Source organism: Cupriavidus sp. USMAHM13, assembly GCF_001854285.1.
GTDB classification, from domain to species: Bacteria; Pseudomonadota; Gammaproteobacteria; order Burkholderiales; family Burkholderiaceae; genus Cupriavidus; species Cupriavidus malaysiensis.
In genome coordinates this window covers 3899550-3926538 of record NZ_CP017751.1, presented here as the reverse complement: position 1 = coordinate 3926538, position 26989 = coordinate 3899550, and the positions used below count along the sequence as shown (strand labels likewise).

Genomic DNA, 26989 nt, shown 5'->3' with positions numbered 1-26989 from the left:
GCGCATTTGCTGGGGACTCTGTCGTTTTCACCCCGGGAAACAGGAGTGCTTCATGCAGACGGCCCAGAACGAAATCACAGCCGGCGTGGCCAATCCCGCCGGCGCTGCAGCGCCCCAGCAGTCGACTGCCGCCGCTAACAGCGGCTACCAGGATCACAAGATCATCCGGCGCAACGGCGCCGTGGTGGCATTCGAGCCCAGCAAGATCACGGTGGCCATGACCAAGGCCTTCCTCGCCGTCAACGGCGGGCAGGGCGCCGCTTCCGCGCGCGTGCGCGAGCTGGTCGAGCAGCTGACGCAGGGCGTGGTGCGCGCGCTGCTGCGCAGCCGTCCGAACGGCGGTACCTTCCATATCGAGGATGTGCAGGACCACGTCGAGCTGGCGCTGATGCGCTCGGGCGAACACGAGGTGGCCCGTGCCTACGTGCTCTACCGCGAGAAGCGCACGCAGGAGCGCGCCCAGGCCAGCGCCCAGGCGGTGGCCCGCGTGCAGCAGGGCGGCGTGACGGTCAACGTCACCGACGGCGGCCAGAGCAGGCCGCTGGACCTGGCCGCGCTGCATGCGCTGATCGACAACGCCTGCAGCGGCCTCGGCCAGAGCGTCAGTGCCGAGCCGATCCTGCGGGAAACGCTGAAGAACCTGTATGACGGCGTGCCGATGAGCCAGGTCTACGACTCGGCCATCCTGGCCGCGCGTACCCTGATCGAGAAGGACCCGGACTACAGCCAGGTCACCGCCCGCATCCTGCTGCACACCATCCGCAAGGAAATCCTCGGCGCCGAGGTGACCCAGGCCGAGATGGCGACGCGCTACGCCGAGTACTTCCCGAAGTTCATCGCGCGCGGCATCCAGGCCGAACTGCTCGACGAGAAGCTGGCCACCTTCGACCTGGCCCGCCTGGGCGCGGCGCTCGACGCCTCGCGCGACTTCCAGTTCAACTACCTCGGCCTGCAGACGCTGTACGACCGCTACTTCCTGCACATCGATGAAGTGCGCATCGAGATGCCGCAGGCCTTCTTCATGCGCGTGGCCATGGGCCTGGCGCTGAACGAGGCCGACCGCGAGGCGCGTGCCATCGAGTTCTACCAGCTGCTGTCCTCGTTCGACTTCATGTCGTCGACGCCGACGCTGTTCAACTCGGGCACCCAGCGCTCGCAGCTGTCCTCGTGCTACCTGACCACCGTGTCGGACGACCTGGAAGGCATCTACGAGGCACTGAAGGAGAACGCGCTGCTGTCGAAGTTCGCCGGCGGCCTGGGCAACGACTGGACCAATGTGCGCGCGCTCGGCTCGCACATCAAGGGCACCAACGGCAAGTCGCAGGGCGTGGTGCCGTTCCTGAAGGTGGTCAACGACACCGCGGTGGCGGTCAACCAGGGCGGCAAGCGCAAGGGCGCGGTGTGCGCCTACCTGGAGACGTGGCACCTCGACATCGAGGAATTCCTCGAGCTGCGCAAGAACACCGGCGACGACCGCCGCCGCACGCACGACATGAACACGGCGAACTGGATTCCCGACCTGTTCATGAAGCGCGTGATGGAGAACGCGGAATGGACGCTGTTCTCGCCGTCGACCTGCCCGGACCTGCACGACAAGGTCGGCAAGGCCTTCGAGCAGGCCTACCTGGGCTACGAGGCCAAGGCCGCCAGCGGCGAGCTGAAGCTGTTCAAGAAGATCCCGGCGGTGCAGCTGTGGCGCAAGATGCTGGGCATGCTGTTCGAGACCGGCCATCCGTGGATCACCTTCAAGGATCCCTGCAACATCCGCAGCCCGCAGCAGCACGTGGGCGTGGTGCACAGCTCCAACCTGTGCACCGAGATCACGCTGAACACCAATGAGAGCGAGATCGCGGTCTGCAACCTCGGCTCGGTCAACCTGGTGGCGCACCTGAAGCAGCAGGCCGACGGCAGCTACGTGCTCGACCACGCCAAGCTGCAGAAGACCATCCGCACCGCGATGCGCATGCTCGACAACGTGATCGACATCAACTACTACGCGGTGGACAAGGCGCGCAATTCCAACCTGCGCCATCGTCCGGTCGGCATGGGCATCATGGGCTTCCAGGACTGCCTGCACGTGCTGCGCTTGCCCTATGCCAGCGACGCCGCGGTGCAGTTCGCCGACACCTCGATGGAAGCGGTGTGCTACTACGCGTACCAGGCCTCGACCGAACTGGCCGAAGAGCGCGGCCGCTACAGCAGCTACGACGGCTCGCTGTGGGATCGCGGCATCCTGCCGCAGGACTCGCTCAAGCTGCTGGGCGAGGAGCGCGGCGGCTACCTCGACGTGGACCTGTCCTCGACCATGGACTGGGACAGCCTGCGCGCGCGCATCAAGCAGCACGGCATGCGCAACTCGAACTGCATCGCGATCGCGCCGACGGCCACCATCTCGAACATCATCGGCGTGTCGGCCTGTATCGAGCCGACCTTCCAGAACCTGTACGTCAAGTCGAACCTGTCGGGCGAGTTCACCGTGGTCAACGACTACCTGGTGCGCGACCTGAAGGCACGCGGCCTGTGGGACGAGGTGATGGTCGCCGACCTGAAGTACTTCGACGGCTCGCTGGCCCGCATCGACCGCATCCCGCAGGACCTGCGCGATATCTATGCGACGGCCTTCGAGGTGGAGCCGAGCTGGCTGGTGGAAGCGGCCAGCCGTCGCCAGAAGTGGATCGACCAGGCCCAGTCGCTGAACATCTACATGGCCGGCGCATCGGGCAAGAAGCTGGACGACACCTACAAGCATGCCTGGCTGCGCGGCCTGAAGACCACCTACTACCTGCGCACCATGGCGGCCACCCACGTGGAGAAGTCCACGGTGACGCGCGGCTCGCTGAACGCCGTGTCGTCGGGCAGCGACGGCGGCTCCGCGCTGGACGCCGCCGCGGCATCGGCCCCGGCCATGCCGGAGGCCGAGGGCGCGGTATGCACGATGCGTCCGGGCGACCCCGGCTTCGAGGAATGCGAGGCTTGCCAGTAAGGCGGTAGGGCAGGGCACGGGCCCGCCGCAGCCGGACGGCTGCGGCGGTGCTCCCAGCCAGCACGGGCCGGTGCCGGGGTTTCCCGGCACCGGCCCGTTTCCATTGGTGCGCCGGGTTTCGGGTTGCCGGCGGCCCCGCCGTCGGCCGGCCGGGGGTCGCCTAGACTGGAACAGGAGCCGCGCCGGGCACGCGCCTGCGTCGTGCCGCGCGGCGGCATGGGGGCATATCGTGGAAGGCTATCAGATCACCCTGTACACGGTCGAAAGCCGGCGGCACCGCGGCAAGCAGCTTTCCCACTGGCTGATGGAGGTGATGCGCGACCTCAAGCTGCAGGGCGCGACGCACCTGGTGGCGGCCGAGGGCATCGGACACCATCACCGGCTGCACAGCTGGCACTTCGTCGAACTGACCGACCGGCCGGAGCAGATCACGTTGATCGCGACCGCGGCGGAGGCCGATGCCCTGTTCGCGCGGCTTGCCGAGGAGCCGGTGGAGATCTTCTATACGCGTTCTCCGGTGGAGTTCGGCCTCGCAGGCGGCGGGGCGCGCGCGCATTGAGCCGGGCGTCGCCGGGGTGGCAGGCGCGTCCCAGGGCTGGTACGGGGCCGCCCTGCTCAGGCTTTTGCGGCCAGCTCCGCATCCAGCGCTTGCGCCCGCTGCACGGCCGGCCGCGCCTGGAAGCGCTCCAGGTAGGCGCCAACCGCCGGCGAGCGCGGCATCAGCTTGAAAGCGCAGATCCTGCCGAGCGCGCTGCCCCACAACACGTCCGCCGCAGTGAAGCGTTCGCCGAGCAGCCAGGGACCTGGCTGCAATTGCTGTTCGATCGCGCCGACCACGGCCTCATAGCTGCCGTAGGGCGACATGCTGGCCGGGCCCGCTTCGCGCTGCATCGCGCGATCGACCATGGCCGGTTCGAAACAGGAGCCGTAGAACACCATCCAGCGCAGGTAGGCGCCGCGCAGCGGATCCCCCGGCGCAGGCGACAGGCCCCGCTCCGCGTAGAGTTCGGCGAGGTACAGGAAGATCGCGGCCTGCTCGGTGACGATGCTGTCGCCGTGGCGCAGCGCGGGCACCTTGCCCATCGGGTTGAGCGCCAGGTAGGCCGGTTCGCGTTGCTGCATGGCCTTCAGGTCGAGTACCTGCAGCGTGTGCTCGGCCTGGAGTTCCTCGATCAGGATGCGCGCGCCGGCCGAGCGGCTGTTAGGGGCGTGGAACAGCGTAATATGACGATTCGTAGACATCGCGGACTCCGCAGGAACGAGGTGAGGGAAGAACTCCGGATTGTTTTTATAGGCGTGCGCGTCCTTCCGGTCTTGGAAAAACGCGCATGAGCACGCCGCTGCGGCCCGTGACCGAACGGCCCAAGGGCGTTGTCGCGCCAACGTCGGCCAGCCGCAAATTCCGCCTGGCGCGCTACCAGCCGCCGGCCGGCCTGGCAGCCTTTCTCGACCATGCCTGGCTGGTGGAGTGGGATCTGCGCGGCCAGCCTGCCTACACGCAGCGAACCTTGCCCTATCCCTGCGTCAATCTCGTGTTCGACGCCGGCCGCACTGCGCTCTTCGGCGTGGTGCGCGGCGCCTTCGACTACACCTTGGCTGGCCGGGGCCGCGCGCTGGGCCTGCGATTCCGTCCCGGCGCCTTCCGCGCCGTGCTGGGCCGGCCCGTGCACACCGTCACCGACCGCGTGCTGCCGTTGCCGGCGGTATTCGCCGGTCTCGATGACGAGGCGGCTGCCGGCTTCGAGCGCGCGGTGCTCGAAGCCGGAGACGATGCCGCCATGGTCGCTGCCGCGGCGGACTTCCTGCAGCCCCGCCTGCCGCCGCCGGATGCGCGCGTGGAGAGCCTGCAGGCCATCCTGGCGCAGGCCGCCGGGGATGGGCTGCTGACCCGGGTGGAAGCGCTGGCGGAGCGGGCCGGCATGAGCGTGCGGGCCCTGCAGCAGTGCTTTGCCGACTATCTGGGCGTGAGCCCGAAGTGGGTGGTCCGGCGCTACCGGCTGCATGAAGCCGCCGACCGGCTGGCGGGCGGCGAAGCGGTCGACCTGGCACAACTGGCGCAGAGTCTCGGCTACTACGACCAGGCGCACTTCACGCGCGATTTTCAGCGTCTGGTGGGCCAGCCGCCGCACGCCTATCGCCGCCAGGAGGCGGGAGCCTGAACGGCGGCAGCGGCCGGTGCGGGCACAAGAAAAAAGGCGACGCCAACGGCGTCGCCTCGTTCGGGCTTCCGGTCCGGCGCGGCGCCGGACCCGTGCCGATCAGTCCCAGGACAGCGCGCCGCCGGTCTGGTACTCGATCACGCGCGTTTCGAAGAAGTTGCGCTCCTTCTTCAGGTCGATCATCTCGCTCATCCAGGGGAACGGGTTCTCCTCGTTCGGGAAGAGCGCTTCGAGGCCGATCTGCTGGCAGCGGCGGTTGCAGATGAAGCGCAGGTAGCCCTTGAACATCGGCGCGTTCAGGCCCAGCACGCCGCGCGGCATGGTGTCCTCGGCGTAGCGGTATTCCAGGTCGACGGCCTTCTTGAACAGCTCGGTGATCTCGGCCTTGAACTCGGCGGTCCACAGGTGCGGATTCTCGAGCTTGATCTGGTTGATCAGGTCGATGCCGAAGTTGCAGTGCAGCGATTCGTCGCGCAGGATGTACTGGTACTGCTCGGCGGCGCCGGTCATCTTGTTCTGGCGGCCCATCGCCAGGATCTGCGTGAAGCCCACGTAGAAGAACAGGCCTTCCATGATGCAGGCGAACACGATCAGCGACTTCAGCAGCTTCTGGTCGTTCTCGGGCGTGCCGGTCTTGAAGGACGGGTCGGTCAGCGTGTCGATGAAGGGGATCAGGAACTCGTCCTTGTCGCGGATCGACGCCACCTCGTGATAGGCGTTGAAGACCTCGGCCTCGTCCAGGCCCAGCGACTCCACGATGTACTGGTAGGCGTGGGTGTGGATGGCCTCCTCGAAGGCCTGGCGCAGCAGGTACTGGCGGCATTCCGGCGCGGTGATCTGGCGGTAGGTGCCCAGCACGATGTTGTTGGCGGCCAGCGAGTCGGCGGTGACGAAGAAGCCCAGGTTGCGCTTGATGATGCGGCGCTCGTCCTCGGTCAGGCCGTTGGGGTCCTTCCACAGCGCGATGTCGCGCGACATGTTGATTTCCTGCGGCATCCAGTGGTTGGCGCAGCCGGCCAGGTACTTTTCCCAGGCCCACTTGTACTTGAAGGGCACCAGCTGGTTGACGTCGGTGGAACCGTTGATGACGCGCTTGTCGGCGGCATTGACGCGGCGCTTGCTCTGCGCGGCGGCGGCGTTCGGGTTGTCGCCCAGGATGCCACCCGGCTGCGTGGCGGCCGGCGGCAGCGTGCCGAGCTGGTCGGCGCTAGACGGCGCCGCTTGCAGCGCGGGTTGCGGGGCAGGCTGCGGGGCAGCCTGCGGGGTGGCTTGAACGTCATCGTCCCAGCTCAGCATGGCGATTCTCTCCGTGGATGCTTTTCGGTTGCGGACGGTGTCGCGCGCCTTGGCGCGGCCGTCGCTGCGGTTATCCGCCGGCCTGTGCCAGCGGTGCGGTCCGTGCGGCGTGCTAGCCGCTACGGCCTGTGTCGGTGTCACTTCGGCGAGGGTCGTGGCAGGCGCTCGGATGGGACCACGGCATGGCTTGTCGCATTGCTGCTCCCTCGTGAAGTGGATGCCGGGATTCTAGCATCGGGGTCCGGTACGGAAAAGGAAAAAAGCGGAAATAAACACTATCCGTAGTCTGGTCTGGATGTTCTGCCACTATCCCTAGTGTCGATGGCGGTGGCTATGGGCCGCCTGCCGGCTGCCGCCGGGCCGCCTGGGCAAAGGGCTGGCGGCCCGCGCAGCAACCGCGTGGAGCGCGGGCCGGGGTACTACCCGTAGTAGTACCCCCGGGGCAGGTGCCCCGGCGCGCGTCAGACTTCAGGCGCTGCGCTCGCCGCCCAGTGCCCCGACCAGGTCGCCCAGCAGGCCGGACAGTTCGCCGGCCATCAGCGTGAAGTCGGCGTCGAAACGCTCGTCCTCGTCCTGGGCGCCGCTGTCGGCCTGTTCCTTGATGATGTCCAGCGGTGCCACGCGCTTGACCGCCAGCGACTCGGTCAGCACGAAGGAAACGCGGTCGTTCCAGGTCATCGCCAGGCGCGTGCAGCGCTTGCCGGCGGCGATATGGCGGCGCAGGTCTTCCGGGTCGAGCGGATGGCGCACGTAGCGCACCGTGGCCTTGCTCTCATTGCTCGATTGCAGCTCGATTTCCTGGTCCACCGAGAAGCCGGCGGGCGCGGTGTCGGTCGCCAGCCAGTCGGTCATGGCGGCCACCGGCGACTGGTTGACCTGCAGGGTCTGCATGGCCAGGCCGTCGATGGCCTTGAACAGCAGCCCGCGCACTTCGTCCGCCTTGGCCGGCGCGGCGGCGTCGATGGCCAGCCAGCCGTTGACGGGATCGATCCACACGCGCGTGTCGCGCCGGATGCTGAAGGCACGCGGCAGCAGTTCCTCGGTGACCTGGTCCTTGAGCTCGCGCAACTGTTTGCGGCCAGGCTTGAAGCCTTGCTGTTCCTCGATCTCGGCGGCGCGCGCCTTGGTCACCTGGTTGACGACGGTGGCGGGCAGCAGCTTCTTCTCGGCGCGCATGGTCAGCAGCATCTGCTTGCCCACCTGGTGCACGAGGGCACCGTTCTCGCGCGGCGATGCCCAGCCCTGCGTCTGCATCTCCAGGCTGGTGCCCGGATAGAAGGCATGCTTCGACAGGCAGGCTTCGACGTCATCCGCGCTGAGGGACCAAGGCGCGCTCAGGCGGTGCAACTGCAGGTTCTTGAACCACATAGAGAATTCGGCCAAAGGGACGAATTCTATCCGTTCGCGCGGCGGGCGCGGCAATGTGCTTGCCGCGCCGCGCGAACGTCCCGCGCATGGGACCGGAGGGAGGCCCGGCTACAGGTCCATCTTGGAGATCTTGCTGCCTTCGAGGTTCAGGCCAGCCATCAGGCCGGCGTTGGTGACGACGAAGCCCACCACCGGCTGCTGCGCGGTGTTGGTGTCGAGCACGCCGTTGGCGCCGACCTTGGCCAGCGCGACCGTGGCGTCGACGCCGGCGGTCCAGCCCTGGCTGGCGACGAACTTGTCGAGCGCCTCCTGGGTCATGAACATCAGGATGATGGCCTTGGACTGCGCGCCGATCTGCCAGCCCACCGAGCCGGCCACGATGTTGTAGTAGCCGCGCGTGCTGCCGCCCACGCGCAAGGCACCGTCGCCGTACTGGCCGCCGACGATGAAGCCGGCGGAAACCGCGTTGGGGAAGACCAGGATGCCGCGCGAGCGTGCCGCCAGTTCGCGCGAGCCGCTCACGCTGCCATACAGCTTGTCGAGCGAGCCGTCGACGGCGGCATTGATCTCGCGGCGCTTGGCCACCTTGTCCGTGGACGCGCTGTTCGAGGTGGTGGTGCAGGCGCCGAGCAGCATGCCGGATGCCGCCACCGCCAGTCCGGTGCCGATTGCCAGAAACGATCTCCGTTGCATTGTCATTCTCCTGTTGATGGAACCACAATCCACGCCGCGCCGCCGCCAGCGCACCGGCGCGCTCCCCGCTGATTCCTGCATGTCTTCGGCACGCTGCCGGCCCCGGGCCTGCCTGCGTCCCGAAGCGATGGCGAGAGCCTGGGCCGCCACACAGCGCGACGTGTTCCAGTATCCAGCATTTCGCGCGGCCCGGTTCCCGCGGTGGCGGCTGGGTTTGATCCAGGACAGGGGGCGGCCGCCGCGGTGGCCGGATCTGCCCTTCGCAGTCTACAAAGCCGTGCGCCGGCGCGCTGTAGGACAGTGTCTGGAATTGGCCGCGGATGCGTCCTACGCCCGTGGGGTAGCGCCAGCCGCGCTGCGGCGCGGGCCTGATCGGTAAGACTTTGTACCGTCAGGGAACCCTGCCCCGGTGCACCGGTCGATGGAGCATGAAACTCGCTCCCATACTCCTCGCCGCCGGCTTGCTGGCGACCGCCTGCGCGTCGCGCCCGCCGGTCGATGGGCAGGCTCCACAGTCTGCCAATGAGTCCGCCAATGCGCATTGGCAGGCGTTGCGCGGTGACTACACCGACTGTGCCCGGCGGCAGGCGGATGCCGAACTCCCGCGCAGCGGCACGGCCCAGGCACTGGCCGACGATGCGCTGAAGGCCTGCCGCGCCCAGCTGGAGGCAGTCCGCGTCGCCTTCCGCGATTACCTGGATGCACAGATGGTGTCTTCGCACGGCCGCGATTCGGCACGCCAGGCCGCCAACCAGGTCGGCCGCGATACCGAAGCCAAGACGCGTGCCTATCTGGTGCGCTATATCGAGAGCGAGCGGTCCCGTACCGCGCGCTGAAGAGCCCTGAGGAGCCCTGTGCCCGCCGGGCTGGTCCATGTATTCAAGACCCAATACCCAAGGCCAGGCCTCTAAATCATGGCGAGCGCGGACGGGCCGGCGGGCGGCACGAACAAGGTATCGAGTTCGGCCAGTTGGGCCGCGTCCAGCCGGAGCGCCAGCGCGCCGGCGTTGTCGCGCACCCGCGCGCGATTGGCCGATTTCGGGATGGCGATCTCGCCCGGGCGTGCCAGCAGCCATGCCAGTGCCGCCTGCGCGGGGGTGATCCCGTGCCGCGTCGCGAATCCCGCCAGCGCCGGGCGGCGCAGCAGCCGGGCCTGCTCCAGCGGGGAATAGGCCATCAGCGGCACCTGATGCTCGCGCAGCCAGGGCAGCAGGTCCCATTCGATGCCGCGTCGACTCAGGTTGTACAGCAACTGGTTGGCGGCGACGTCCCGTCCGCCCGGGACTGTCCATAGTTCCTGCATATCGTCCAGGCCCAGGTTGCTGACGCCGAAGTGGCGGATCTTGCCGGCCGCGCGCAGCGCCAGGAAGGCTTCCATGGTCTCGGCCAGCGGTACCTGGCCGCGCCAGTGCAGCAGGTAGAGATCGATGCGGTCGGTGCCCAGGCGCCGCAGGCTGCGTTCGCAGGCGGCCACCGCCTCGCGCCGGCCGGCGTGGTGCGGGTAGACCTTGCTGACCAGGAAGACGCCGTCCCGGCGACCGGCGACGGCCTCGCCGACCAGTTGCTCGGAGCGGCCCTCGCCGTACATCTCGGCGGTGTCGATCAGGGTCATGCCCAGGTCCAGGCCGAGGCGCAGTGCCGCGAGCTCTTCGGTGCGTGCGCCGGGGTCTTCGCCCATGTTCCAGGTGCCCATGCCGAGCGCGGGCACCGCCTCCCCTCCGGGCAGGATGACTGTCTGCATACGGATTTCCTGTCAGGTCGGTGCAGCGCGTGCGCGCCCACCGCGCCCACGCCGCACATTCCCACATGGTAGTCGGATGCGAGATCGCGCGCCGCGCCGGGTCAGCCGTGCTGGTGGCGGTATTCCTGCGTGAGCCCGCCGTAGCCGTAGGCCGCGGCGCGCGCGTCGATGACGTGGATGTAGGAGCAGGGATGGACCTTGCCGATCAACTCGGACAGGGCCGCGAACGCCTTGCGCAGGAACTCGGCCTTCTCGGCCTTGGTGTTGGTCTCGTCGGTCACGCTGATGTCGAGATGGAAGGCGTTACGGTCCTGCTCCGCCAGAGAGCGGCCGCCGATGATCCAGTCGGCGTGCGCGACGTAGCGGACCGTGATGGCGATCACCTCGGGCTTCTTGCCGAGTACGCGCTGGGTGAGATCGGCCACTGTGGCTGCGCTGCGGCGCGTGAGCGTGGCGTCCGGCGTGCCCGAGATCTGCAGGTCGATGTGCGGCATGGTGATGGCTCCGGTGGCGTGCCCGCTGGCGGGCAGTGGGTTGGGATGGGTTCATTCTAGGGAGGCCATATCCATCGGAAAAGCGGGAAGATGCGATAACATCTATCGGAGAATATGGATCATGGGGGCTGCGATGCGTGGGTTCGATCTCGACCAGTTGCGTACCTTCGTCACGGTCGCGGAGGCAGGCAGCCTGTCGGCTGCCGCACCGAGGCTGTACCTTTCGCAGTCCTCGGTGAGCGAGCAGCTGCGCAAGCTGGAAGCGCGCGCCGGCGTGCCGCTGCTGACGCGCGGCAAGCAGGGCGCAGTCCCCACGCCGGCGGGCCGGCGCCTGCTCGAGCATGCACGGCGTATCCTCGCCCTCAGCGAGATGGCGCTGCAGGACCTGCGCGGGCAGGGGCTGGAAGGCGAGCTGCGCCTGGCGGTCACCGACTACTTCCGGCCCGGCGAGATCGCGGCCATGCTGCGCGGCCTGCGCGAGCGCTACCCGCAGTTGCGGCTGCACGTGACGGTGATGAAAAGCGCGATGATCGAAGCCGAGGTGGATGGCGGCAGCTTCGACATCGGCTTGTCGATGCGGCTGGCACCGGCGGCGCAAGGGCGCGCCCGCCCGCGCGATGGCAGCCGTCGCACGGGCAAGGCCGGGGCGGGCACGGTGCTGCGGCGCGACACCCTGGCCTGGGTCGCGGCGCCAGGCGATAGCGAGGCATTGGGCGTGCCCTTGCCGCTGGTGCTGCTGCCGGACACCTGCTCCCTGCACCAGTATGTGGTGCAGTTGTTGCGGCGGCGCCGGCTCGAGTATGTGGTGATGCACTCGGCTTCCGGTGTCGCCGGCCTGCAACTGGCGCTGGCGGCCGGCCTCGGCCTGTCCTGCCTCAATGCCTCGGCGATCGGACCGGGCATCGCCACGCTGGATGCGCGCACGCAGGCGCGTCTGCGCCTGCCGCCCTTGCCGCCGGCGGAGTTCTTCCTGCTGCCGGCACGCGCGGGCGAGGCGCCACTGGTCGGGCAGGTGCGCGCGGCGCTGGCGGAACAGCTCGGCTAGACGCCGGCGCAGGCCGGTACGCCGTGGCGCTGACGCTCAGGCCTTGACCGGGTCTCGCTCAGGTCTCGCTCCACTGGCGCAGCAGGTTGTGGTAGCAGCCCACCAGGGTGCGGCGGGCGACCGCATCGGCATCGCTGGCATTGAGCCGTTGGATGGCATTGTCGAGGTCGAACAGCAGGCTGCGCTGCATGTCGTCGCGCACCAGGCTCTGGATCCAGAAGAAGCTCGCCACGCGCACACCGCGTGTGACCGGCGTGACCTGGTGCAGGCTCGTGGCCGGGTAGACCACCAGGTCGCCGGCATCGAGCTTGACGCTGTGCATGCCGTAGGTGTCCTCCACCTGCAATTCGCCACCGTCGTAGCTGGCCGCGTCGGACAGGAACAGCGTGGCGGAAATATCGGTGCGCAGCTTGCGGCCGTCGTGCGGGTGGATGCGCACGCCGCCGTCCACGTGCGGGCCGAAGGTCATGCCCTCGCCGTAGCGGTTGAACATCGGCGGGTAGACGATATTCGGCAGCGTGGCGCTGATGAACAAGGGGTGCCGCTCGAGCACGCCGAGGATCAGGCGCTGGCAGTCCTGCGCCACTTCCGTGCGCTCGTCGATCTGCTGGTTGGATTTGACCGGCGCGCCGGAGTAGCCTGCCGAGACACGGCCATCGACCCAGGCCGCGCCGGCCTGGTCGAGCCGGCCGCGCAGCGCCGCCAGCTGTTCGGCGTCGAGCACTTTGGGAATGCGGAGCAACATGCGGATTCTCGCGGGTTCTGCTGCGTTCCGGCCTCGAGGGCCGGGCAGGCGCCGGACGGGCCGTGGCGGCCCGCCGCGGCGCTTGCTTACATGCGGTAGACGAAGGACAGCATGGCGGTGCGGCCGGTGCCTGGCACCGCGCGCCCGCCGTCCGACGGGATCAGCGCATCGTAATACTTCTTGTCGAACACATTGAACAGGTTCAGGCGCACGTCGTACTTCGGCTGGTGGTACGCCACCATGGCGTCCCAGCGCACGTAGCCGCCCACCTGCACGGTATCGGTATTGTTGGCGAAGCGCTGCGACATATAGTATGCGCCGCCGCCGACCTCCCAGTCGGGCAGCACGCGGTAACTGCTCCACACCGTCGCCGTGTGCTTGGGCGTGTTGGCCGGCACCATGCCCTGGGTACCCGCGCCGATGCCATTGGTGATCTGAGCGTCGAGATAGGTGTAGCCGGCGAACACCTGCCATTTGCTGGTGATGCGGCCGGTGGCCCCGGCGCGGAAGCCACGCACGCGGATCGTGCCGGTCAGCGCGTAGGTGGTGGAGTCGATCTGCGTGCGCGCATTGTCCTTGGTGATCTGGAACAGTGCCGAGTTGAGCGACAGGTCGCCGCCCATCAGGTCCCACTTGCCGCCGACCTCGTAGGCCTTGTTCTTCTCGGGATCGAGGTTCTGCTGGCCGACGGTCGCGGTCAGTTGCTCCAGCGACGGGTTGAACGAAGTGCCGTAGGAGACATAGTAGGACTGTGCCTCGGTCGGTTGCCAGATGCCGCCCAGGCGCACGCTGGTGAAGTTGACCGTCTGCTGGGCGTTGGCCAGCGCCGTGCTGAAGTAAGGCGCGCCCGCGCTGTTGCCGGAGTTGATCGAGTTGGTGACGCTGGCGATGAAGCGGTCGTAGCGCAGGCCGGCCACCGCCTTCCAGTGCTTGTTGAACTCGATCGAGTCGTTGACGTAGGCCGCGATGGTGTTGGACGAGCCGCCCTGCAGGTTGCCGGGCGTGCTGGCCACGCTGGACGGCGAGGCCGAGTAGCCCGGACTGGCCAGCGGCTCGCAGGCGGCGTAGCCGGTGGTGGCGGCCGTGGTGCCGCTGACCAGCGGCACGCCGTTGCAACTGCCGTCGCGGTAGTAGTTCTGGTTGTTGTAGCCGTCGTGGCCGAACTCGGTGCCGAGCAGCAGCGTGTGCTTGACCGGTCCGGTGTCGAAGTTGGCGGTCAGCTCGGTCTGGTTGAAGATCGAGTAGTCGCGGATCTTGCGGTCGTGGCTCTGCAGGCGCACGAACAGCCGGTCCAGCGGCAGGGAACTGCTGGTCAGTGCAGTGAAGCCGCGCGTGCCGACCGTGCCGACCGCATTGGGCGCGGTCTCGCGGGCATCCGTCTCCACATAGTTGAACTGCGTCTGGTTGCGCAGCTTCAGGTTGGGCGAGATCTTGTGGGTGATGCCGGCGCTGAGCGAGGCGATGTCCTGGTTGGTGCGGTCATCGGTATAGCCGTAGAAGGCGTTGCGATTGACGTTGACCGGATGTCCGTTCAGGTTCGGCAGGCCGTAGTCCGGCATGTCGTGATTGTGCTGCAGCAGTGCCGACAGCGTGATCTCGGTCGAGGTGCCGATGCCTGCGCGCCAGGACGGGGCGATGCCGAAGTCCTGCACGGTCATCTCGTCGCGCGTGCTGGGTTTGCCGTTCTGCGCCATGGCCGAGATGCGGAAGGCCGAGGTGTCCGAGGTCGGCGTGTTGTAGTCGGCGGTGGCGCGCACCAGGCCGTTGGTGGTGACCGAGCCGCTGACTTCGGTGGCGGCCTTCAGCGAGGGCTTCTTGCTGACCTGGTTGATCACGCCGCCGGTGGAGCCGCGGCCGAACAGCATCGAGGAGGGGCCCATCAGCACTTCCACTTCTTCCAGCGCGAAGGTGTCGCGATAGTACTGGCCGCGGTCGCGGAAGCCGTCCAGGTAGATGTCGGTGCGGGCGGTGAAGCCGTTCAGGTTGATGTTGTTGCCGATCTGGCCGCCTTCTGCGGCACCGATGGTGATGCCGGGCACGTTGCGCAGGGCGTCGGCCAGCGAGCTCGCGCCCTGTGCCTGCATCAGCGCCTGGTTCACCACCGTGACCGACTGCGGCACGTCGTGCAGGTCCTCGGGCAGCTTGGAGATGCTGTTGTGGACGGCGTTGTAGTCGTCGCGGCTGCCGCTGCCCTGCACGACCACTTCCTTCAGCGTGCCACCGGCTGCGGCGGGCGCCTGCTGGGCCTGCGCCGCTTGGGGCGGCCGTGTGGATGGGTCCTGCTGGGCGTGAACGGCGACGGGGGCGGCGAAGAGGGCGAGCAGCGCGGTGGCGATCGGTGTGCGGCGGTTCATGTCGGTGGTCTCGTCTGCCCGGCCATGAACGAGACCGACGGGATCATCGCGATCCCGCGGCGCTCACGGATCCGGGCTGCGGGCGGAAACGGCGGAGTATGCAAAAGCGGCGAAGCGCAATATAAATGCGAATGATTTTCGTTGCAATTTGCGTTGCGGTGACGAGACAGACAATATAGCTCTTGCTTGAATGTATCTATATGTGGTCATTTGACGTCAATATCGATACAAAAATGGGAGTGCAGCTTTTGAAAGTGGCCCATAAGTTGCTCTCATGCCGCACCAGGCCCGGGCTGGCAAAGAAAAGGCCCGCTCGGGAGCGGGCCTCGTGCAGACAAGGGCCACATATTGTGGCCGCTTCGGGTGCGGATTAATCGGCGCTCATGTTCGCATTCTTGGCAATGCGGCCGAGGCGCTCGCGTTCGGATTTGATGAACGCCACGAAGCTCTCCACCGAGCCGCCCGCCGGCTCGATACCGTTCGGCAGCAGGCGCTCCCGCGTTTCCTGCGTCTGCATGGCTGCAGTCATCTCGGCATTCAGCTTCTTGACGATGGCCGGATCGGTCCCCTTGGGCGCGAAGATGCCAGCCCAGTGTCCGATGCGGACCTCGGGCATGCCCTGCTCGGCGGTGGTCGGGATATTGGGCGCGGCGCTCATGCGCTTGTCCCAGGTTGCGCCGAGCGCCTTCAGCTTGCCGGCCTTGATCTGCGGGAGTACCACCACGCTGGCTTCGGACGTCGCCGCGACCTGGCCGCCGATCACTGCGGTGATGCTCTCCGAACCGCTCTTGTAAGGCACCGGCGTCAGCGCCGCGCCCTTCTCCTTGAGCATCTCCTCGACGAAGTGGGGCGTGCTGCCGCTGCCGGCGGTGGCGAAGTTGACGCCGCCGGGCTGCTTCTTCGAGTAGGCCACCAGCTCCTTCAGGTTGTTGGCCGGCAGCGACGGTGCGGCGACGATGACCGACGGGCTCACGGCGATCAGCGACACCGGCACCAGGTCATCCGAGGCATACGGCATCTTGCTGCGGATCAGTTCGTTGGTCACGGTGCCGACCGCGCCGACCAGGAAGGTGTAGCCGTCCGGCTTGCTCTTGGCGACATAGTCGGCGCCGACGATGCCGCCGGCGCCCGGACGGTTCTCGATGATCACGGTCTGGCCGAGGCGTTTGCTGACCGCGTCCGCCGCCGCGCGTGCGACCAGGTCGTTGGCGCCACCGGGTGTGAACGGCACGACGAACTTCACGACGTGCGCCGGCCAGGCATCGCTGGCGTGGGCGGTGGTGCCCGGCACGAAGGCGGCGGCGAAGATGGGGGTGGCGAGGGCCAGGGCACGGCCGGTGGCGGAAAGGCGCATCAGGGTCTCCTTGGACTGTTCTGGGATGACCGCGCGCGAGGATTGCCGGAGGGGCAGGAAGCGGCTCGCGCGCGGGACCGAGGGATCTTACCCAGCGAAGCTGTCAATCCGCTGAATGCCCGGACGGCCAGGCCGGACCGGCCGGCGCTGCCGATGCGGCGGCGTGCGGGCGCATCGGCGGGCCGCGCCCCGTTCAGCGTTCGCGCACCCAGGTCTGGGTGCGGCCGAGCAGGCTGATGCCGATGAAGCCGCGCACGTTCAGCTTGCTGCCATTGTCGGCGAGCGACATCTTGCTCTTGTAGACCTTGCCGTTCTCCGGGTCGAGGATCTCGCCGCCGCTCCATTCGTTGTCTCCGGACTTGCGCAGGCCGGTCAGGATCGTCATGCCGATGATGGGCTGGTCCTTGCGCGCGTCGGTGCACTTGTCGCACACCTTCGACTTCACCTCGTCCTCGACGAAGCTCTTGATCACCTTGCCGCTGTAGACGCCTTCCTTCTCGCTGATCTCCACCAGCCCACGCGGCTTGCCGGTGCTGTCGTCGATGGTCTTCCAGATCCCGGCCGGGTTGGACTGTGCAAAGGCGGCGGCGCTGCCGAGCAGCGCTGCGACGAACATCGCGGCGCGCATGCCGCGGGTGATGCCATGGGAAGGGTGATGACGCATCGGGATCTCCTGTTCTGGTTGCATGGCCGGCGCGCGGCCCGGCGCCGCGTTCCATCGGGCCTCGCCTGCCTGGCAAGGCGCGCGGGAAGGGGTGCGCTCGCCAATCTACTGGCGGGGGCGCAGGACTGCAATCTGGGCCGCCGTATGCAAACGCACTGCCCGGTCTTCACCCGCTGGCCCGGAACGGCCGTGCGGCGCGGCTTCCGGGCTTCTCGTGGTGCAGCAAAGCCGAGCCGGTTGCGCACTGGAGGCATCCCTCTAAGCGAGGGGCCGCTGTTGCGCCGGTGCGTCCCCGCCCGCGTCGGAGCTCACCCGTGGCGGCTTCGCGCGCGTCGCATGGCTTCGCCCAGATGCGAGTTGACTGCCGGCCGGGGCATCGGTACCGCACGAGCGGCGGCACCCACGGCACGACGCGAGCTTGGCAAGAGAGCGAGGAGAGGAGGGAGAGGAGGGAGAGGAGGGAGAGGAGGGAGAGGAGGGAGAGGAGGGAGAGGAGGGGGCGGGCTGCCGTGTCTCTTGTCAGGCGAAACCCGGAGTCCGCGCACGGCATCTGCGCGCCACGCCCGTCGCCGTGATCCGCGTCGCGCCATCGCAGCGAAGCGATGGCATGCGCATCGACTCGTCGCGGTTCCGGTACATCGCGACTGCGTTGCCCGCTCTGTCGCCTGCCCTGTCGCTTGCCCTGTCGCTTGCCCTTGTCGCGGGGTCGCAGCTTGCCAATTGTCTCGCGCTCGATCGGCAGCGAGCGCGAGCATGCTCGCGCGGTCGTGTCTGTCTCGTTCGACGAGGTGCAAACCGTTGCGTGGATGCATCACTCTCATCGACGCGCGTCGCTTGCTCGCGCCAGGTCCGGCATCAGGCCGGCGTGCTCCGCCTCGTGGCATCGCGCACGGGACGAAAGCCGTGCGCTGTGTGTGCCGACACACGCGGTGTGCGCGCTGCGACGACGTGCGAGAACGGTGCCGCAGGCATCGACGCGAGCGCGTCGAGCGAATTCCATCGCCAGCCGCAAAGCCTTTATTCATGCGGGTTTCCGGCGCACAGGCCAAGTCGGCGGAGCGCTCTTCCGCAGGCGCGCGCGCGATGCGCGATGACGTCGTGAGCGGTGTGGCTTTGCCTCTCGATGCACGTCGAGCAGGAGGCTGCATCGACGTGCTCCGGCATCGGCGAGCGCGTGGTTGCGATGCGGATTTCCATCGGCACTTCGTCTCGCTTGCGTGCCTCGATGCGTGCGTCGTATCGAAGCGAAGGCGAGATAGATTGCCTGGTCTTCGCGTGCAAGTTTTTTTGCACTTTTTTCTTAACATCATCGAGCAAACGAATTATGATTCGCCTTGACAAGAGTCTCACTTCATTGCAAGGAAGCAAGACGCAGGATTGAATGACATAGGCGATGCGTCTTGATGATGCAGCGATGCAGGTAGCAGAGGAGCACGAGAACATTGACGCAGACCGGGCCGGGAAGGCTTATCAAAATGCGTGCAGTCTCCTGTGACCCGGAAACGGGTTGGGTCAGCTACCCCCGAATGAATGCCGTCTGCCGTGCGCGAGGCCAAGCCCGCACGACAGGCACGCCGACCGATATCTCCTCATTCCCCGCCGGGCGCCGACTCGAAGAGCGGCGCAGGCAAATCGAATCTTCCAGGACGCGGCATGCGTCGGAAGTCCGGGTGCGGGCTTCCTGTTGCCGCAATCGTGCCGGATGGGCCGGCACGCCTGACACCGAATTCATAAGCGTGCGGCTGCGGTCCGGCAGCGCGCCGATGAATCGCTCGCTCGACTGGGGCTGCCGCAAGGCGGCGGGCCTCGGGTCGGTCGGGTCGCCAATCTAGGTCATTCGATATTCACTAGCTAGTGAAGGAGTTATCCATGGCAACGACTGCTAAGAAGAAACCGGCGGCCAAGAAGGCCGCTGCCAAGCCCGCCGCCAAGAAGGCCGCTGCACCGGCCAAGAAGGCCGCTGTGAAGAAGGTTGCCGCCAAGAAGGCAGCACCGGCCAAGAAGGCTGCAGTGAAGAAGGTCGCGGCGAAGAAGGTTGTCGCCAAGAAGGTTGTCGCCAAGAAGGCTGCTGCGCCGGCCAAGAAGGCCGCTGTGAAGAAGGTTGCCGCCAAGAAGGCAGCACCGGCCAAGAAGGCTGCAGTGAAGAAGGTCGCGGCGAAGAAGGTTGTCGCCAAGAAGGCCGCAGCACCGGCCAAGAAGGCCGCAGTGAAGAAGGTTGCTGCCAAGAAGGCTGCACCGGCCAAGAAGGCTGCCGTCGCGAAGAAGGCAGCTGCACCGGCCAAGAAGGCCGCCGCACCGAAGAAGGCCGCTGCGCCGAAGAAGGCTGCTGCACCGAAGGCCGCTGCGCCGAAGAAGGCTGCTGCACCGAAGGCCGCTGCAGCGAAGAAGGCTGCCGCTCCGAAGAAGGCCGCTGCCCCCAAGGCTGCTGCGCCGAAGAAGGCTGCCGCCCCGAAGAAGGCTGCTGCCAAGAAGGCTGCCGCCCCGGCTGCTCCTGCCGCTGCTCCCGCAGTGGCTCCCGCTGCCGCTGCCAAGACGACTCTGAACCCGGCCGCGGCCTGGCCGTTTCCGACGGGCAACCGTCCGTAAGCGCGCCTTGCCGGCGTCCGTTTACGGTCACCGGAGGCCGCCTGGCACGCATCGCGTGCCATCATGACCGGATACTGCGTATCCGGTCAGCAAGACCAGCGTCTTGCCAGCCCGCCGATGGCTTGCGCCCGGCGGGCTTTTCCTTTTGGGGCGGCGCTTGCGCTTCGTCCTGTGCGCTGCCGGCCTCGTGTGGGCTGCCGGGCCTCGCTACCCCGTCATGAAAAAGGGCGCCGTGCCCCTTGCGGGACACGGCGCCCTGGTCTGCGCTGCGGCAGGGCTTCGGTTCAGTGCGTGATGCGTGTCACGCCGCCGGAGGACAGCAGCCGCACGCGCTCGCCCGGGCGGAACGTCTCGTCCGCATCCTGCGTGATCGCGCGCAGGTCGCCGTTCTCCAGCCGCACGGTGATCTCCAGGCCGCGGCGCTGGTTGATCTTGTTCTCGGTGGCGCTGCCGGCGATTCCGCCCAGCACTGCGCCGAGGATGCCCGCTGCCACCGAGCCGTTGCCGCTGCCGATCAGGCTGCCGGCCGCCACGCCGCCGATGGCACCGCCGGCGATGGTGCCGGCCCCCGTCTGGTTACCCTGGATCAGAACCTCGCGTACCGATTCGACCACGCCGTAGCGTACCGTCTGCTCGCGCTGAGCCTGGCCGGGGGTGTAGACGCTGTTCGAGTTCGACTGTGCGGCACAGCCGGCCAGCAGGGTGGCGGCTGCGAGGACGGCGGCGCCGCCGATACGGAGCTTCTGGTTCATGGTATGTCCCGAAAAGAAGACTACGCGTAGTGGAATCCGAAGGCCGCCTGGAAACGGTCACGGATTTCGTCACGCGATGGCTTGTGGTTCTGTGGTCCCTGATGCGCGATCTTGAGCGAGCCCATCAGGCTGGCGAGGCGCCCCGTGGTTTCCCAGTCGAGGCCGTGTTCGATGCCGTACAGCAGGCCGCCGCGGAACGCGTCGCCGCAGCCGGTGGGGTCGACCACACGTTCTGCCGGCACGGCGGGGATCGCATACTTGCGCCCGTCGGCATGGATGCTGGCACCGTGCTCGCCGTGCGTGACGATGAACGCGCGCACCTGGGCGGCGACATCCTCGTGGCTCCAGCCGGTGCGGGAGAGCAGGACCTGCGCCTCGTAGTCATTGACCGTCACGTAACTGGCGAGTTCAACGAACTGGCGCAGGTCGTCGCCGTTGAACAGCGGCATGGCCTGGCCCAGGTCGAAGATGAAAGGCACGTCCGCTTCGGCGAACTGGCGGGCATGGTGCAGCATGCCCTCGCGGCTGTCCGGCGCGACGATCCCCAGCGCCGGCCGCGTGTCGCCCTGCATCGCTTCCTGCACGCTGGACAGTTGCGACTGGCTCATCGCACCCGGGTGGAAGGCCGTGATCTGGTTGTTGTCCAGGTCGGTCGTGATCATTGCCTGGGCCGTGAAGGTGTCGGGCAACGTGCGGATATAGGTGGTGGGGATGCCCAGCTGGCGCAGGTACTGCAGATAGGGCTCGGCGTCGGCGCCCACCGTGGCCATCACCAGTGGATCGCCGCCCAGCAGCTTGAGCGTGTAGGCGATGTTGCCCGCGCAGCCTCCGAACTCACGACGCATGCCCGGGACCAGGAAGGATACGTTGAGCATGTGGATCTGGTCCGGAAGGATGTGTTCGCGGAACCGTCCTTCGAAGGTCATGATGGTGTCGTAGGCAACGGAGCCGCAAATCAGGCTGGCCATGCTTTCTCCAGGGAATGCGTTGAGGTGTGGCGGGGCAGGCCCGGCACGCGCAGGCGCGCCGGGCGGATGAGGATTACAGCAGGGCGGCGAGCGCGGCGTCGTAGCTCGGCTCGGTCTTGATCTCGGGCACCAGCTGGCTGTACTTGACGACGTTGTTCTCGTCCAGCACCACGACCGCGCGCGCGGTCAGGCCGGCCAGCGGGCCGGTCTGGATGTCGACGCCGTAGCTGGACTTGAACTCGGCACCGCGCATCAGCGAAAGGGGCACCACGTGGTCGAGGCCTTCGGTGGTGCAGAAGCGGCCCATGGCGAAGGGCAGGTCGGCCGAGATGGTCAGCACCACGGTGTTGGCGAGCTTGCCGGCGGCTTCATTGAAGCGGCGCGCGGAAGCCTGGCACACGGGCGTGTCGAGGCTGGGCACGATGTTCAGGATCTTGCGCTTGCCGGCGAAGTCTTCCAGCTTGACGTCCTTCAGGTCCTTGCCGACCAGCGAGAAGGAAGCGGCATGGTCGCCGGGCTGGGGAAACTTGCCGCCGACTTCGATCGGGTTACCGCCGAGGGTCACGTTGCTCATGTTTGGCTCCTGTGTGGATGCGCGGGCCCGCCTGCGCGCGCAGGGCGGCGTGCGGCGGGTCTGCAGAATTCAGGGATAGAAAAGCAGCACGCGGTAGTTGGCCGCCGCCTGCTGCGAACGGAATCGTACCCGAACCGACAGCTCGGTGCCGGCCCGCATGCCGTACTGGGCGAAGGCGCGTTGTGCCGGGGAGAGATATTCGGCGGGCTGCAGCACGCGCCGCAGCAGGAGCTGGTCCTGCAGGTCCGTCATCACCAGTTCGATGGCGGGCAGAGCGGTGGTGGCGCGTCCCTGGTTGCGCAGGGTGACGCTGAGCACATAGGTATCGCCGCCTTCTTCCTGCTTCTGCAGCTGCGAGCTGTCGATGCGCAGGGCATCGAGGTCGCGCCAGGGCGCCACCGTGCAGCCCAGTGGCGCACAGGCCCATTCCAGCGCTGGACGCAGCGCCGGGAAGCGGCCGGCGAGCTGCGAGCGGGCCAGGTAGGTGGCCTGCGCGGCGGCGCCGATGGCGAGTACCACCACGCCGGCCAGCAGCCAGGCACGCCGACCTGCTCCACGCGCGCGCGGTGTTTCGTGTGTGCGCGCATGGCGCAGGAAATCCGGGGCGTACGCAGCGGCGGGCGCTTCGTCCTGCCGCGCGGCCCAGCGCCGCGTGGCGTGCTCGCTGGCGATCGCGGTGGGGGTGCCGGCGAAGGCATCCGGGATGCCTTCGTTCGGCTGCCGGGCGTTGTCTTCCGGAGGAGCCGCCATCGTGACGCCGGGCTTCCCGGGCGCTCCGGCGGAGACGTCTTCCGCCGCAGCCTCGGCAGCAGGCGGCGCTTCCGCTGGTGGAGCGTCCCGCGGCGTCGTGCCGGTGCCAGGCTCATCGAGCCCGGCTGCATCGATTGCGGGCCAGGTGGGGGCAGGCGCCTGCGCGGAGGCAGCGGGCGCCTGCTGGCGAGGTGTTCCTTCCGCCGTGGCGGCTTGCCCGGGCGAACCAACGGGGGCGCCGGCATGCCGCGCTTCCGGCGGTGGCACCGATGATTGCGCGGGCTCGGCTTCAGCGGTGGTGGAGCCGGGTGAGCCCATCATCATGGTCGGCGCGTCCAGCGCCGGCACATCATAGCCGGGGTCATAGCCCGGGTCGAACGGTGGCGCGCGGTACGGCTCTGCCGCAGCACCCTGGCTGGTATCGTCGGCAGGACCCGCGGGGGCCGCCGGTGCCGTGGCGGTCTGTGCCGCGTCGCGCACACCTTGCGCCGGCGCGGTCGGGGCGGGAATCTCGATCAGGTGCTGGCGGGCATCGAAGACCGTATCGCAGCGGCCGCAGCGCACCAGTCCCTGCCGCAGCCGCAACTGGTCCGCCACCAGCCGGAAGGCCGTGCGGCATGCGGGGCAGCGCGTGACGAGCTTGACGGCGGCCATCGTCGGGATGTCAGGTGCGGGTACCGTGCAGACAGACCCAGCCTTCCTCGCTGCGCCAGACGCTCAGCGCGATCCAGCGCGCATAGGCTGCCGCGACCTCGTCGGCCTGCCGTTCGAGCACGCCCGACAGCACCAGGCGGCCGCCAGGGCGCACGCGCGCGCTGAGCATGGCTGCCATCAGCTTGAGCGGGTTGGAAAGGATATTGGCCACCACCAGGTCGTGGGTGGCTTCGGAGACGGTTTCCGGCAGCGCGAAGGTGGCTTCGACACGGTTGCGCTCGGCGTTGTAGCGCGAGGCCTCGACCGCATTGGGGTCGATGTCGATGCCGAGGGTGTTGCCTGCGCCCAGCTTCTTGGCGACGATGGCCAGGATGCCGGAGCCGCAGCCGTAGTCGAGCACGGTCTCGCCCGGCCGCAGATTCTGCTCCAGCCACTGCATGCACAGGCGCGTGGTCGGATGGCTGCCGGTGCCGAAGGCCAGGCCGGGATCCAGCTCCAGCACCACGGCATCGGGTTCCGGGGCGTCATGCCAGGACGGTACCACCCAGATGCGCTCGCCGATGCGGATCGGCTCGAACTGCGATTGCGTCAGGCGCACCCAGTCCTGGTCCTCGACGCTGCGCAGCAGGTAGGAGGGGACGGGCGTGACGCCAAGCGCATTGGCGGCCGCTGCCACGACCAGGGCGGGATCCGCGCCGTCGTCGAACAGCGCGACCACGCGCGAGCGGTTCCAGGCCAGGCGCGTGGGCTCCAGCCCCGGCTCGCCGAACAGCGGTTGCTCGTCGGGCGTGTCGGCATCGGCATCTTCTACCGAGACCGACAGCGCACCCAGATCGAACAGCGCGTCGGACCAGGCTTCCGCCTGTTCTTCGGCGATCTCGATCACACATTCCTGGAATGCCACGGATGATCCTTCTTCAAACCGGTGAGCGGCGCGCGGCGTGGCGCCTGTGTCGGATGGCGGCCCGGGCACTGCCGGGCCGGCCGTAGCCGCCAGTATGACATGGCGGCGGGAGGGAGGGCCGGGGAAACGACCGGCCCGGCCAGCTGACGCTTCAGGACATCGGGACGTCTGCGCGTCAGTGCGCCAGCATGTCAGGACTTGTCGCCCTTGGCGACTTCCTTCTGCTGCAGGCGGTGCTCCAGGTAGTGGATGCTGGTGCCGCCCTCGACGAAGTTGGCGTCGAGCATCAGTTCGCGATGCAGCGGCACGTTGGTCAGGATGCCATCCACCACCATTTCCGACAGCGCGATACGCATGCGGGCGATGGCCTGCTCGCGGGTGGCGCCGTAGGTGATGATCTTGCCGATCATCGAGTCGTAGTTGGGCGGCACGAAGTAGCCGTCGTAGGCGTGCGAGTCGACGCGCACACCGGGGCCGCCCGGCATGTGCCAGGCGGTGATGCGGCCCGGCGAAGGCGTGAACTTGAACGGGTCCTCGGCATTGACGCGGCACTCGATCGCGTGGCCGCGCAGTTGCACGTCCTTCTGGCGGAAGCGCAGCTTCTCGCCGAAGGCGATGCGGATCTGCTCCTGCACGATGTCGATGCCGGTGATCATCTCGGTGACCGGGTGCTCGACCTGCACGCGCGTGTTCATCTCGATGAAGTAGAACTCGTTGTTCTCGTACAGGAACTCGAAGGTACCGGCGCCGCGGTAGCCGATCTTCTTGCAGGCTTCGGCGCAGCGGTCGCCGATGCGCTCGATCAGGCGGCGCGGAATGTGAGGCGCGGGCGCTTCCTCGATCACCTTCTGGTGGCGGCGCTGCATCGAGCAGTCACGCTCGCCCAGCCAGATGGCCTGCCGGTGCTGGTCTGCGAGGATCTGGATCTCCACGTGGCGCGGGTTCTCCAGGAACTTCTCCATGTAGACCTCGGGATTGCCGAAGGCCCGGCCGGCTTCCTCACGCGTCATGTTGACGGCATTGATCAGCGCGGCCTCGGTGTGCACGACGCGCATGCCGCGGCCGCCGCCGCCGCCGGCGGCCTTGATGATCACCGGATAGCCGACGCGGCGGGCGGTGGCCATGACTTCCTTCGGATCATCGGGCAGTGCGCCTTCGGAGCCCGGCACGCAGGGCACGCCGGACTTGATCATGGCCTGCTTGGCCGAGACCTTGTCGCCCATCAGGCGGATGCTGTCGGCGGTCGGGCCGATGAAGACGAAGCCGGATTTCTCCACGCGCTCGGCGAAGTCGGCGTTCTCCGACAGGAAGCCGTAGCCGGGGTGGATGGCCTGGGCGTCGGTGACCTCGGCGGCCGAGATGATGGCCGGCATGTTCAGGTAGGACTGCGGCGACGGCGCGGGGCCGATACAGACGGCTTCGTCGGCCAGCTTGACGTACTTGGCCTCCTTGTCGGCTTCGGAGTAGACCACGACGGTCTTGATGCCGAGTTCGCGGCAGGCGCGCTGGATGCGAAGGGCGATTTCGCCGCGGTTCGCGATCAGGATTTTTTCAAACATGGTATCTCTCTGCGAGAACTGGGCGGCGAAGCCGCATGGCACGGCGGACCGCCAGGCCGGCGGCCCTGGCAGGGGCCCGCTGCCGGCTCGGCACGACCGCGTGTCGGAGCCCCGTTTGCGGGGCCGGGCAATGCGCGCGGAGCGGCTGCCCGGACATGCCGGCCAGGATCAGCCGATGACGAACAGGGGCTGGCCGTACTCGACCGCCTGGCCGTTCTCGACCAGGACTTCCTTGATGACGCCGGCCTTGTCGGCCTCGATTTCGTTGAGCAGCTTCATCGCTTCGATGATGCAGACGGTCTGGCCTTCCTTGACCGTGTCGCCGACATTGATGAAGGGTGCGGCGCCGGGCGACGGCGCGCGATAGAAGGTACCCACCATCGGCGAGGTGATGATGTGGCCGGCCGGCAACTGGGGAGCGCCCGGCTCGACCGGGGCTGCCACGGCGGGGGCCACCGGTGCGGCGGCGATCGCCTGCATCTGGGGCAGGATTTGCGGCGCGGCCACGATCTGCGGCGGTGCCTTGACGATGCGTACCTTGCCTTCGCCTTCGGTCACTTCCAGTTCGGAGATGCCGGATTCGGCCACCAGGTCGATCAGCGTCTTCAGCTTGCGCAGGTCCATCTTCTTTTCCTCCAATCGGTTGTCCGGCCGCCGCCAGGCATGGCGGCGACGGAAAAAATTGTTTGCGGCCGTTTCCGACCTCGCCGCGCACGGCGGCACCAGGCGCTCGGGGCGCCATCTTTCGTCTATTGCTGCGAACAGCGGGTGTTCAGGTTCCCGGGGGCGCTTCCTGCCATAGCGCGTAGTCCAGCGCCAGCAGGTAGCCTTGCCAGCCAAGTCCGCAGATCACGCCGACCGCCAGGTCGGAGAAATAGGAGTGATGGCGGAAGCTTTCACGGCGATGCACATTGGACAGGTGCACCTCCACGAAGGGAATGGCGACACCGGCCAGCGCATCCCGGATCGCTACGCTGGTATGCGTGTAGGCAGCCGGGTTGATGATGATGAAGTCTACGCCCTCGCCGCGCGCCGCATGGATGCAGTCGACCAGCGCGCCTTCGTGGTTCGACTGGAAGCTGCTCAGCGCCAGGCCACCCTGCGTGGCACGCTGTGCCAGCGCGGCGTCGATATCGGCCAGGGTCGTGTGCCCGTAGGTCTCCGGTTCCCGGGTTCCCAGCAGGTTCAGGTTCGGTCCGTGCAGGACCAGGACCTTGCGGTAGCCAGCTGAGCGTCGGTTGGAGCGGGTAGCGGTCACGGCAGCTCGACCATTTCAACGAAATTGCGCGGAGGTTACCGTAGCTTAGAGGGATTTGTCTAGCGCGCGATACAAGGCCTCGGGTAAT

At 67.6% G+C, this 26989-nt stretch carries 24 protein-coding genes; 6 read left to right on the top strand and 18 right to left on the bottom strand.

Annotated elements, in window-relative coordinates; genetic code table 11:
- Nucleotides 1–52: 52 nt before the first annotated feature.
- Nucleotides 53–2983 (top strand): ribonucleoside-diphosphate reductase subunit alpha, encoded by a 2931-nt coding sequence (locus tag BKK81_RS17365; RefSeq protein ID WP_071015523.1) that lies wholly within the window; start codon nucleotides 53–55, stop codon nucleotides 2981–2983.
- Between the two features lie 229 nt (nucleotides 2984–3212).
- Nucleotides 3213–3542 carry a DUF190 domain-containing protein gene (locus tag BKK81_RS17360; RefSeq protein WP_071015521.1) on the top strand — a complete coding sequence of 110 codons (330 nt, stop codon included), beginning with the start codon at nucleotides 3213–3215 and terminating at the stop codon, nucleotides 3540–3542.
- 56 nt (nucleotides 3543–3598) lie between these two features.
- Here BKK81_RS17360 and BKK81_RS17355 read toward each other — a convergent pair whose 3' ends face one another.
- Complete coding sequence (locus BKK81_RS17355) at nucleotides 3599–4225, bottom strand: glutathione S-transferase family protein (RefSeq protein ID WP_071015519.1); 627 nt, start codon at nucleotides 4223–4225, stop codon at nucleotides 3599–3601.
- Nucleotides 4226–4311: 86 nt separating this feature from the next.
- Here BKK81_RS17355 and BKK81_RS17350 point away from each other — a divergent pair, with 86 nt between their 5' ends.
- Nucleotides 4312–5142, top strand: a complete 831-nt coding sequence (locus tag BKK81_RS17350; RefSeq protein WP_071015518.1) for an AraC family transcriptional regulator — start codon at nucleotides 4312–4314, stop codon at nucleotides 5140–5142.
- A 99-nt stretch (nucleotides 5143–5241) separates the two neighbouring features.
- Here BKK81_RS17350 and BKK81_RS17345 read toward each other — a convergent pair whose 3' ends face one another.
- The 3 genes from BKK81_RS17345 to BKK81_RS17335 all read right to left on the bottom strand — a co-directional run bounded on the left by BKK81_RS17345 (nucleotide 5242) and on the right by BKK81_RS17335 (nucleotide 8499).
- Nucleotides 5242–6438, bottom strand: a complete 1197-nt coding sequence (locus BKK81_RS17345) for a ribonucleotide-diphosphate reductase subunit beta (RefSeq protein ID WP_071015516.1) — start codon at nucleotides 6436–6438, stop codon at nucleotides 5242–5244.
- A gap of 468 nt (nucleotides 6439–6906) precedes the next feature.
- Nucleotides 6907–7806: a recombination-associated protein RdgC gene (locus BKK81_RS17340; RefSeq protein WP_071015514.1), complete on the bottom strand. Its 900-nt coding sequence runs from the start codon at nucleotides 7804–7806 to the stop codon at nucleotides 6907–6909.
- Nucleotides 7807–7914: 108 nt separating this feature from the next.
- Nucleotides 7915–8499 carry a BPSL1445 family SYLF domain-containing lipoprotein gene (locus tag BKK81_RS17335; RefSeq protein WP_071015512.1) on the bottom strand — a complete coding sequence of 195 codons (585 nt, stop codon included), beginning with the start codon at nucleotides 8497–8499 and terminating at the stop codon, nucleotides 7915–7917.
- 428 nt (nucleotides 8500–8927) lie between these two features.
- Here BKK81_RS17335 and BKK81_RS17330 point away from each other — a divergent pair, with 428 nt between their 5' ends.
- Nucleotides 8928–9335, top strand: a complete 408-nt coding sequence (locus BKK81_RS17330) for a hypothetical protein (protein WP_071015510.1) — start codon at nucleotides 8928–8930, stop codon at nucleotides 9333–9335.
- 71 nt (nucleotides 9336–9406) lie between these two features.
- On the opposite strand, the gene BKK81_RS17325 is transcribed toward BKK81_RS17330, so the two are convergent.
- Together BKK81_RS17325 and BKK81_RS17320 are read right to left on the bottom strand one after the other, a co-directional pair.
- Nucleotides 9407–10240 (bottom strand): aldo/keto reductase, encoded by an 834-nt coding sequence (locus BKK81_RS17325; RefSeq protein ID WP_071015508.1) that lies wholly within the window; start codon nucleotides 10238–10240, stop codon nucleotides 9407–9409.
- 101 nt (nucleotides 10241–10341) lie between these two features.
- Nucleotides 10342–10734 carry a tautomerase family protein gene (locus tag BKK81_RS17320; RefSeq protein ID WP_071015506.1) on the bottom strand — a complete coding sequence of 131 codons (393 nt, stop codon included), beginning with the start codon at nucleotides 10732–10734 and terminating at the stop codon, nucleotides 10342–10344.
- 133 nt (nucleotides 10735–10867) lie between these two features.
- Between BKK81_RS17320 and BKK81_RS17315 the strand changes: the two genes are divergently transcribed.
- Nucleotides 10868–11779 carry a LysR family transcriptional regulator gene (locus BKK81_RS17315; protein ID WP_071015504.1) on the top strand — a complete coding sequence of 304 codons (912 nt, stop codon included), beginning with the start codon at nucleotides 10868–10870 and terminating at the stop codon, nucleotides 11777–11779.
- 58 nt (nucleotides 11780–11837) lie between these two features.
- On the opposite strand, the gene BKK81_RS17310 is transcribed toward BKK81_RS17315, so the two are convergent.
- The 4 genes from BKK81_RS17310 to BKK81_RS17295 all read right to left on the bottom strand — a co-directional run bounded on the left by BKK81_RS17310 (nucleotide 11838) and on the right by BKK81_RS17295 (nucleotide 16896).
- Nucleotides 11838–12524, bottom strand: a complete 687-nt coding sequence (locus BKK81_RS17310; RefSeq protein WP_071015502.1) for a Fe2+-dependent dioxygenase — start codon at nucleotides 12522–12524, stop codon at nucleotides 11838–11840.
- Nucleotides 12525–12610: 86 nt separating this feature from the next.
- The gene (locus tag BKK81_RS17305) at nucleotides 12611–14878 is read right to left on the bottom strand and encodes a TonB-dependent receptor (protein WP_071015500.1); all 2268 of its coding nucleotides are present in this window, start codon (nucleotides 14876–14878) and stop codon (nucleotides 12611–12613) included.
- Between the two features lie 370 nt (nucleotides 14879–15248).
- Nucleotides 15249–16232 (bottom strand): Bug family tripartite tricarboxylate transporter substrate binding protein, encoded by a 984-nt coding sequence (locus BKK81_RS17300; RefSeq protein WP_071015498.1) that lies wholly within the window; start codon nucleotides 16230–16232, stop codon nucleotides 15249–15251.
- Nucleotides 16233–16425: 193 nt separating this feature from the next.
- Complete coding sequence (locus BKK81_RS17295) at nucleotides 16426–16896, bottom strand: DUF2147 domain-containing protein (RefSeq protein WP_071015496.1); 471 nt, start codon at nucleotides 16894–16896, stop codon at nucleotides 16426–16428.
- A gap of 1869 nt (nucleotides 16897–18765) precedes the next feature.
- On the opposite strand from BKK81_RS17295, the gene BKK81_RS34365 reads away from it, so the two are divergent.
- Nucleotides 18766–19482: a histone H1 gene (locus tag BKK81_RS34365; RefSeq protein WP_083384147.1), complete on the top strand. Its 717-nt coding sequence runs from the start codon at nucleotides 18766–18768 to the stop codon at nucleotides 19480–19482.
- A 284-nt stretch (nucleotides 19483–19766) separates the two neighbouring features.
- Here BKK81_RS34365 and BKK81_RS17285 read toward each other — a convergent pair whose 3' ends face one another.
- The 8 genes from BKK81_RS17285 to aroQ all read right to left on the bottom strand — a co-directional run bounded on the left by BKK81_RS17285 (nucleotide 19767) and on the right by aroQ (nucleotide 26901).
- On the bottom strand, nucleotides 19767–20234 hold the full coding sequence (locus BKK81_RS17285; protein WP_071015493.1) for a hypothetical protein: 468 nt from the start codon (nucleotides 20232–20234) through the stop codon (nucleotides 19767–19769).
- A 20-nt stretch (nucleotides 20235–20254) separates the two neighbouring features.
- A complete protein-coding gene (locus BKK81_RS17280; protein WP_071015491.1) occupies nucleotides 20255–21202 on the bottom strand; it encodes a carbohydrate kinase family protein in 948 nt (315 codons plus the stop codon).
- 73 nt (nucleotides 21203–21275) lie between these two features.
- A complete protein-coding gene (gene tpx / locus BKK81_RS17275; protein WP_071015488.1) occupies nucleotides 21276–21776 on the bottom strand; it encodes a thiol peroxidase in 501 nt (166 codons plus the stop codon).
- A gap of 69 nt (nucleotides 21777–21845) precedes the next feature.
- Nucleotides 21846–23180 carry a DUF3426 domain-containing protein gene (locus BKK81_RS17270; RefSeq protein WP_071015485.1) on the bottom strand — a complete coding sequence of 445 codons (1335 nt, stop codon included), beginning with the start codon at nucleotides 23178–23180 and terminating at the stop codon, nucleotides 21846–21848.
- A 10-nt stretch (nucleotides 23181–23190) separates the two neighbouring features.
- Nucleotides 23191–24084 carry a 50S ribosomal protein L11 methyltransferase gene (gene prmA, locus BKK81_RS17265; protein WP_071015483.1) on the bottom strand — a complete coding sequence of 298 codons (894 nt, stop codon included), beginning with the start codon at nucleotides 24082–24084 and terminating at the stop codon, nucleotides 23191–23193.
- Nucleotides 24085–24275: 191 nt separating this feature from the next.
- Nucleotides 24276–25643, bottom strand: a complete 1368-nt coding sequence (gene accC, locus BKK81_RS17260; RefSeq protein WP_071015481.1) for an acetyl-CoA carboxylase biotin carboxylase subunit — start codon at nucleotides 25641–25643, stop codon at nucleotides 24276–24278.
- A gap of 168 nt (nucleotides 25644–25811) precedes the next feature.
- On the bottom strand, nucleotides 25812–26267 hold the full coding sequence (accB, locus tag BKK81_RS17255) for an acetyl-CoA carboxylase biotin carboxyl carrier protein (protein WP_071015478.1): 456 nt from the start codon (nucleotides 26265–26267) through the stop codon (nucleotides 25812–25814).
- Nucleotides 26268–26415: 148 nt separating this feature from the next.
- Nucleotides 26416–26901 carry a type II 3-dehydroquinate dehydratase gene (aroQ, locus tag BKK81_RS17250; RefSeq protein ID WP_071015476.1) on the bottom strand — a complete coding sequence of 162 codons (486 nt, stop codon included), beginning with the start codon at nucleotides 26899–26901 and terminating at the stop codon, nucleotides 26416–26418.
- Nucleotides 26902–26989 lie beyond the last annotated feature (88 nt).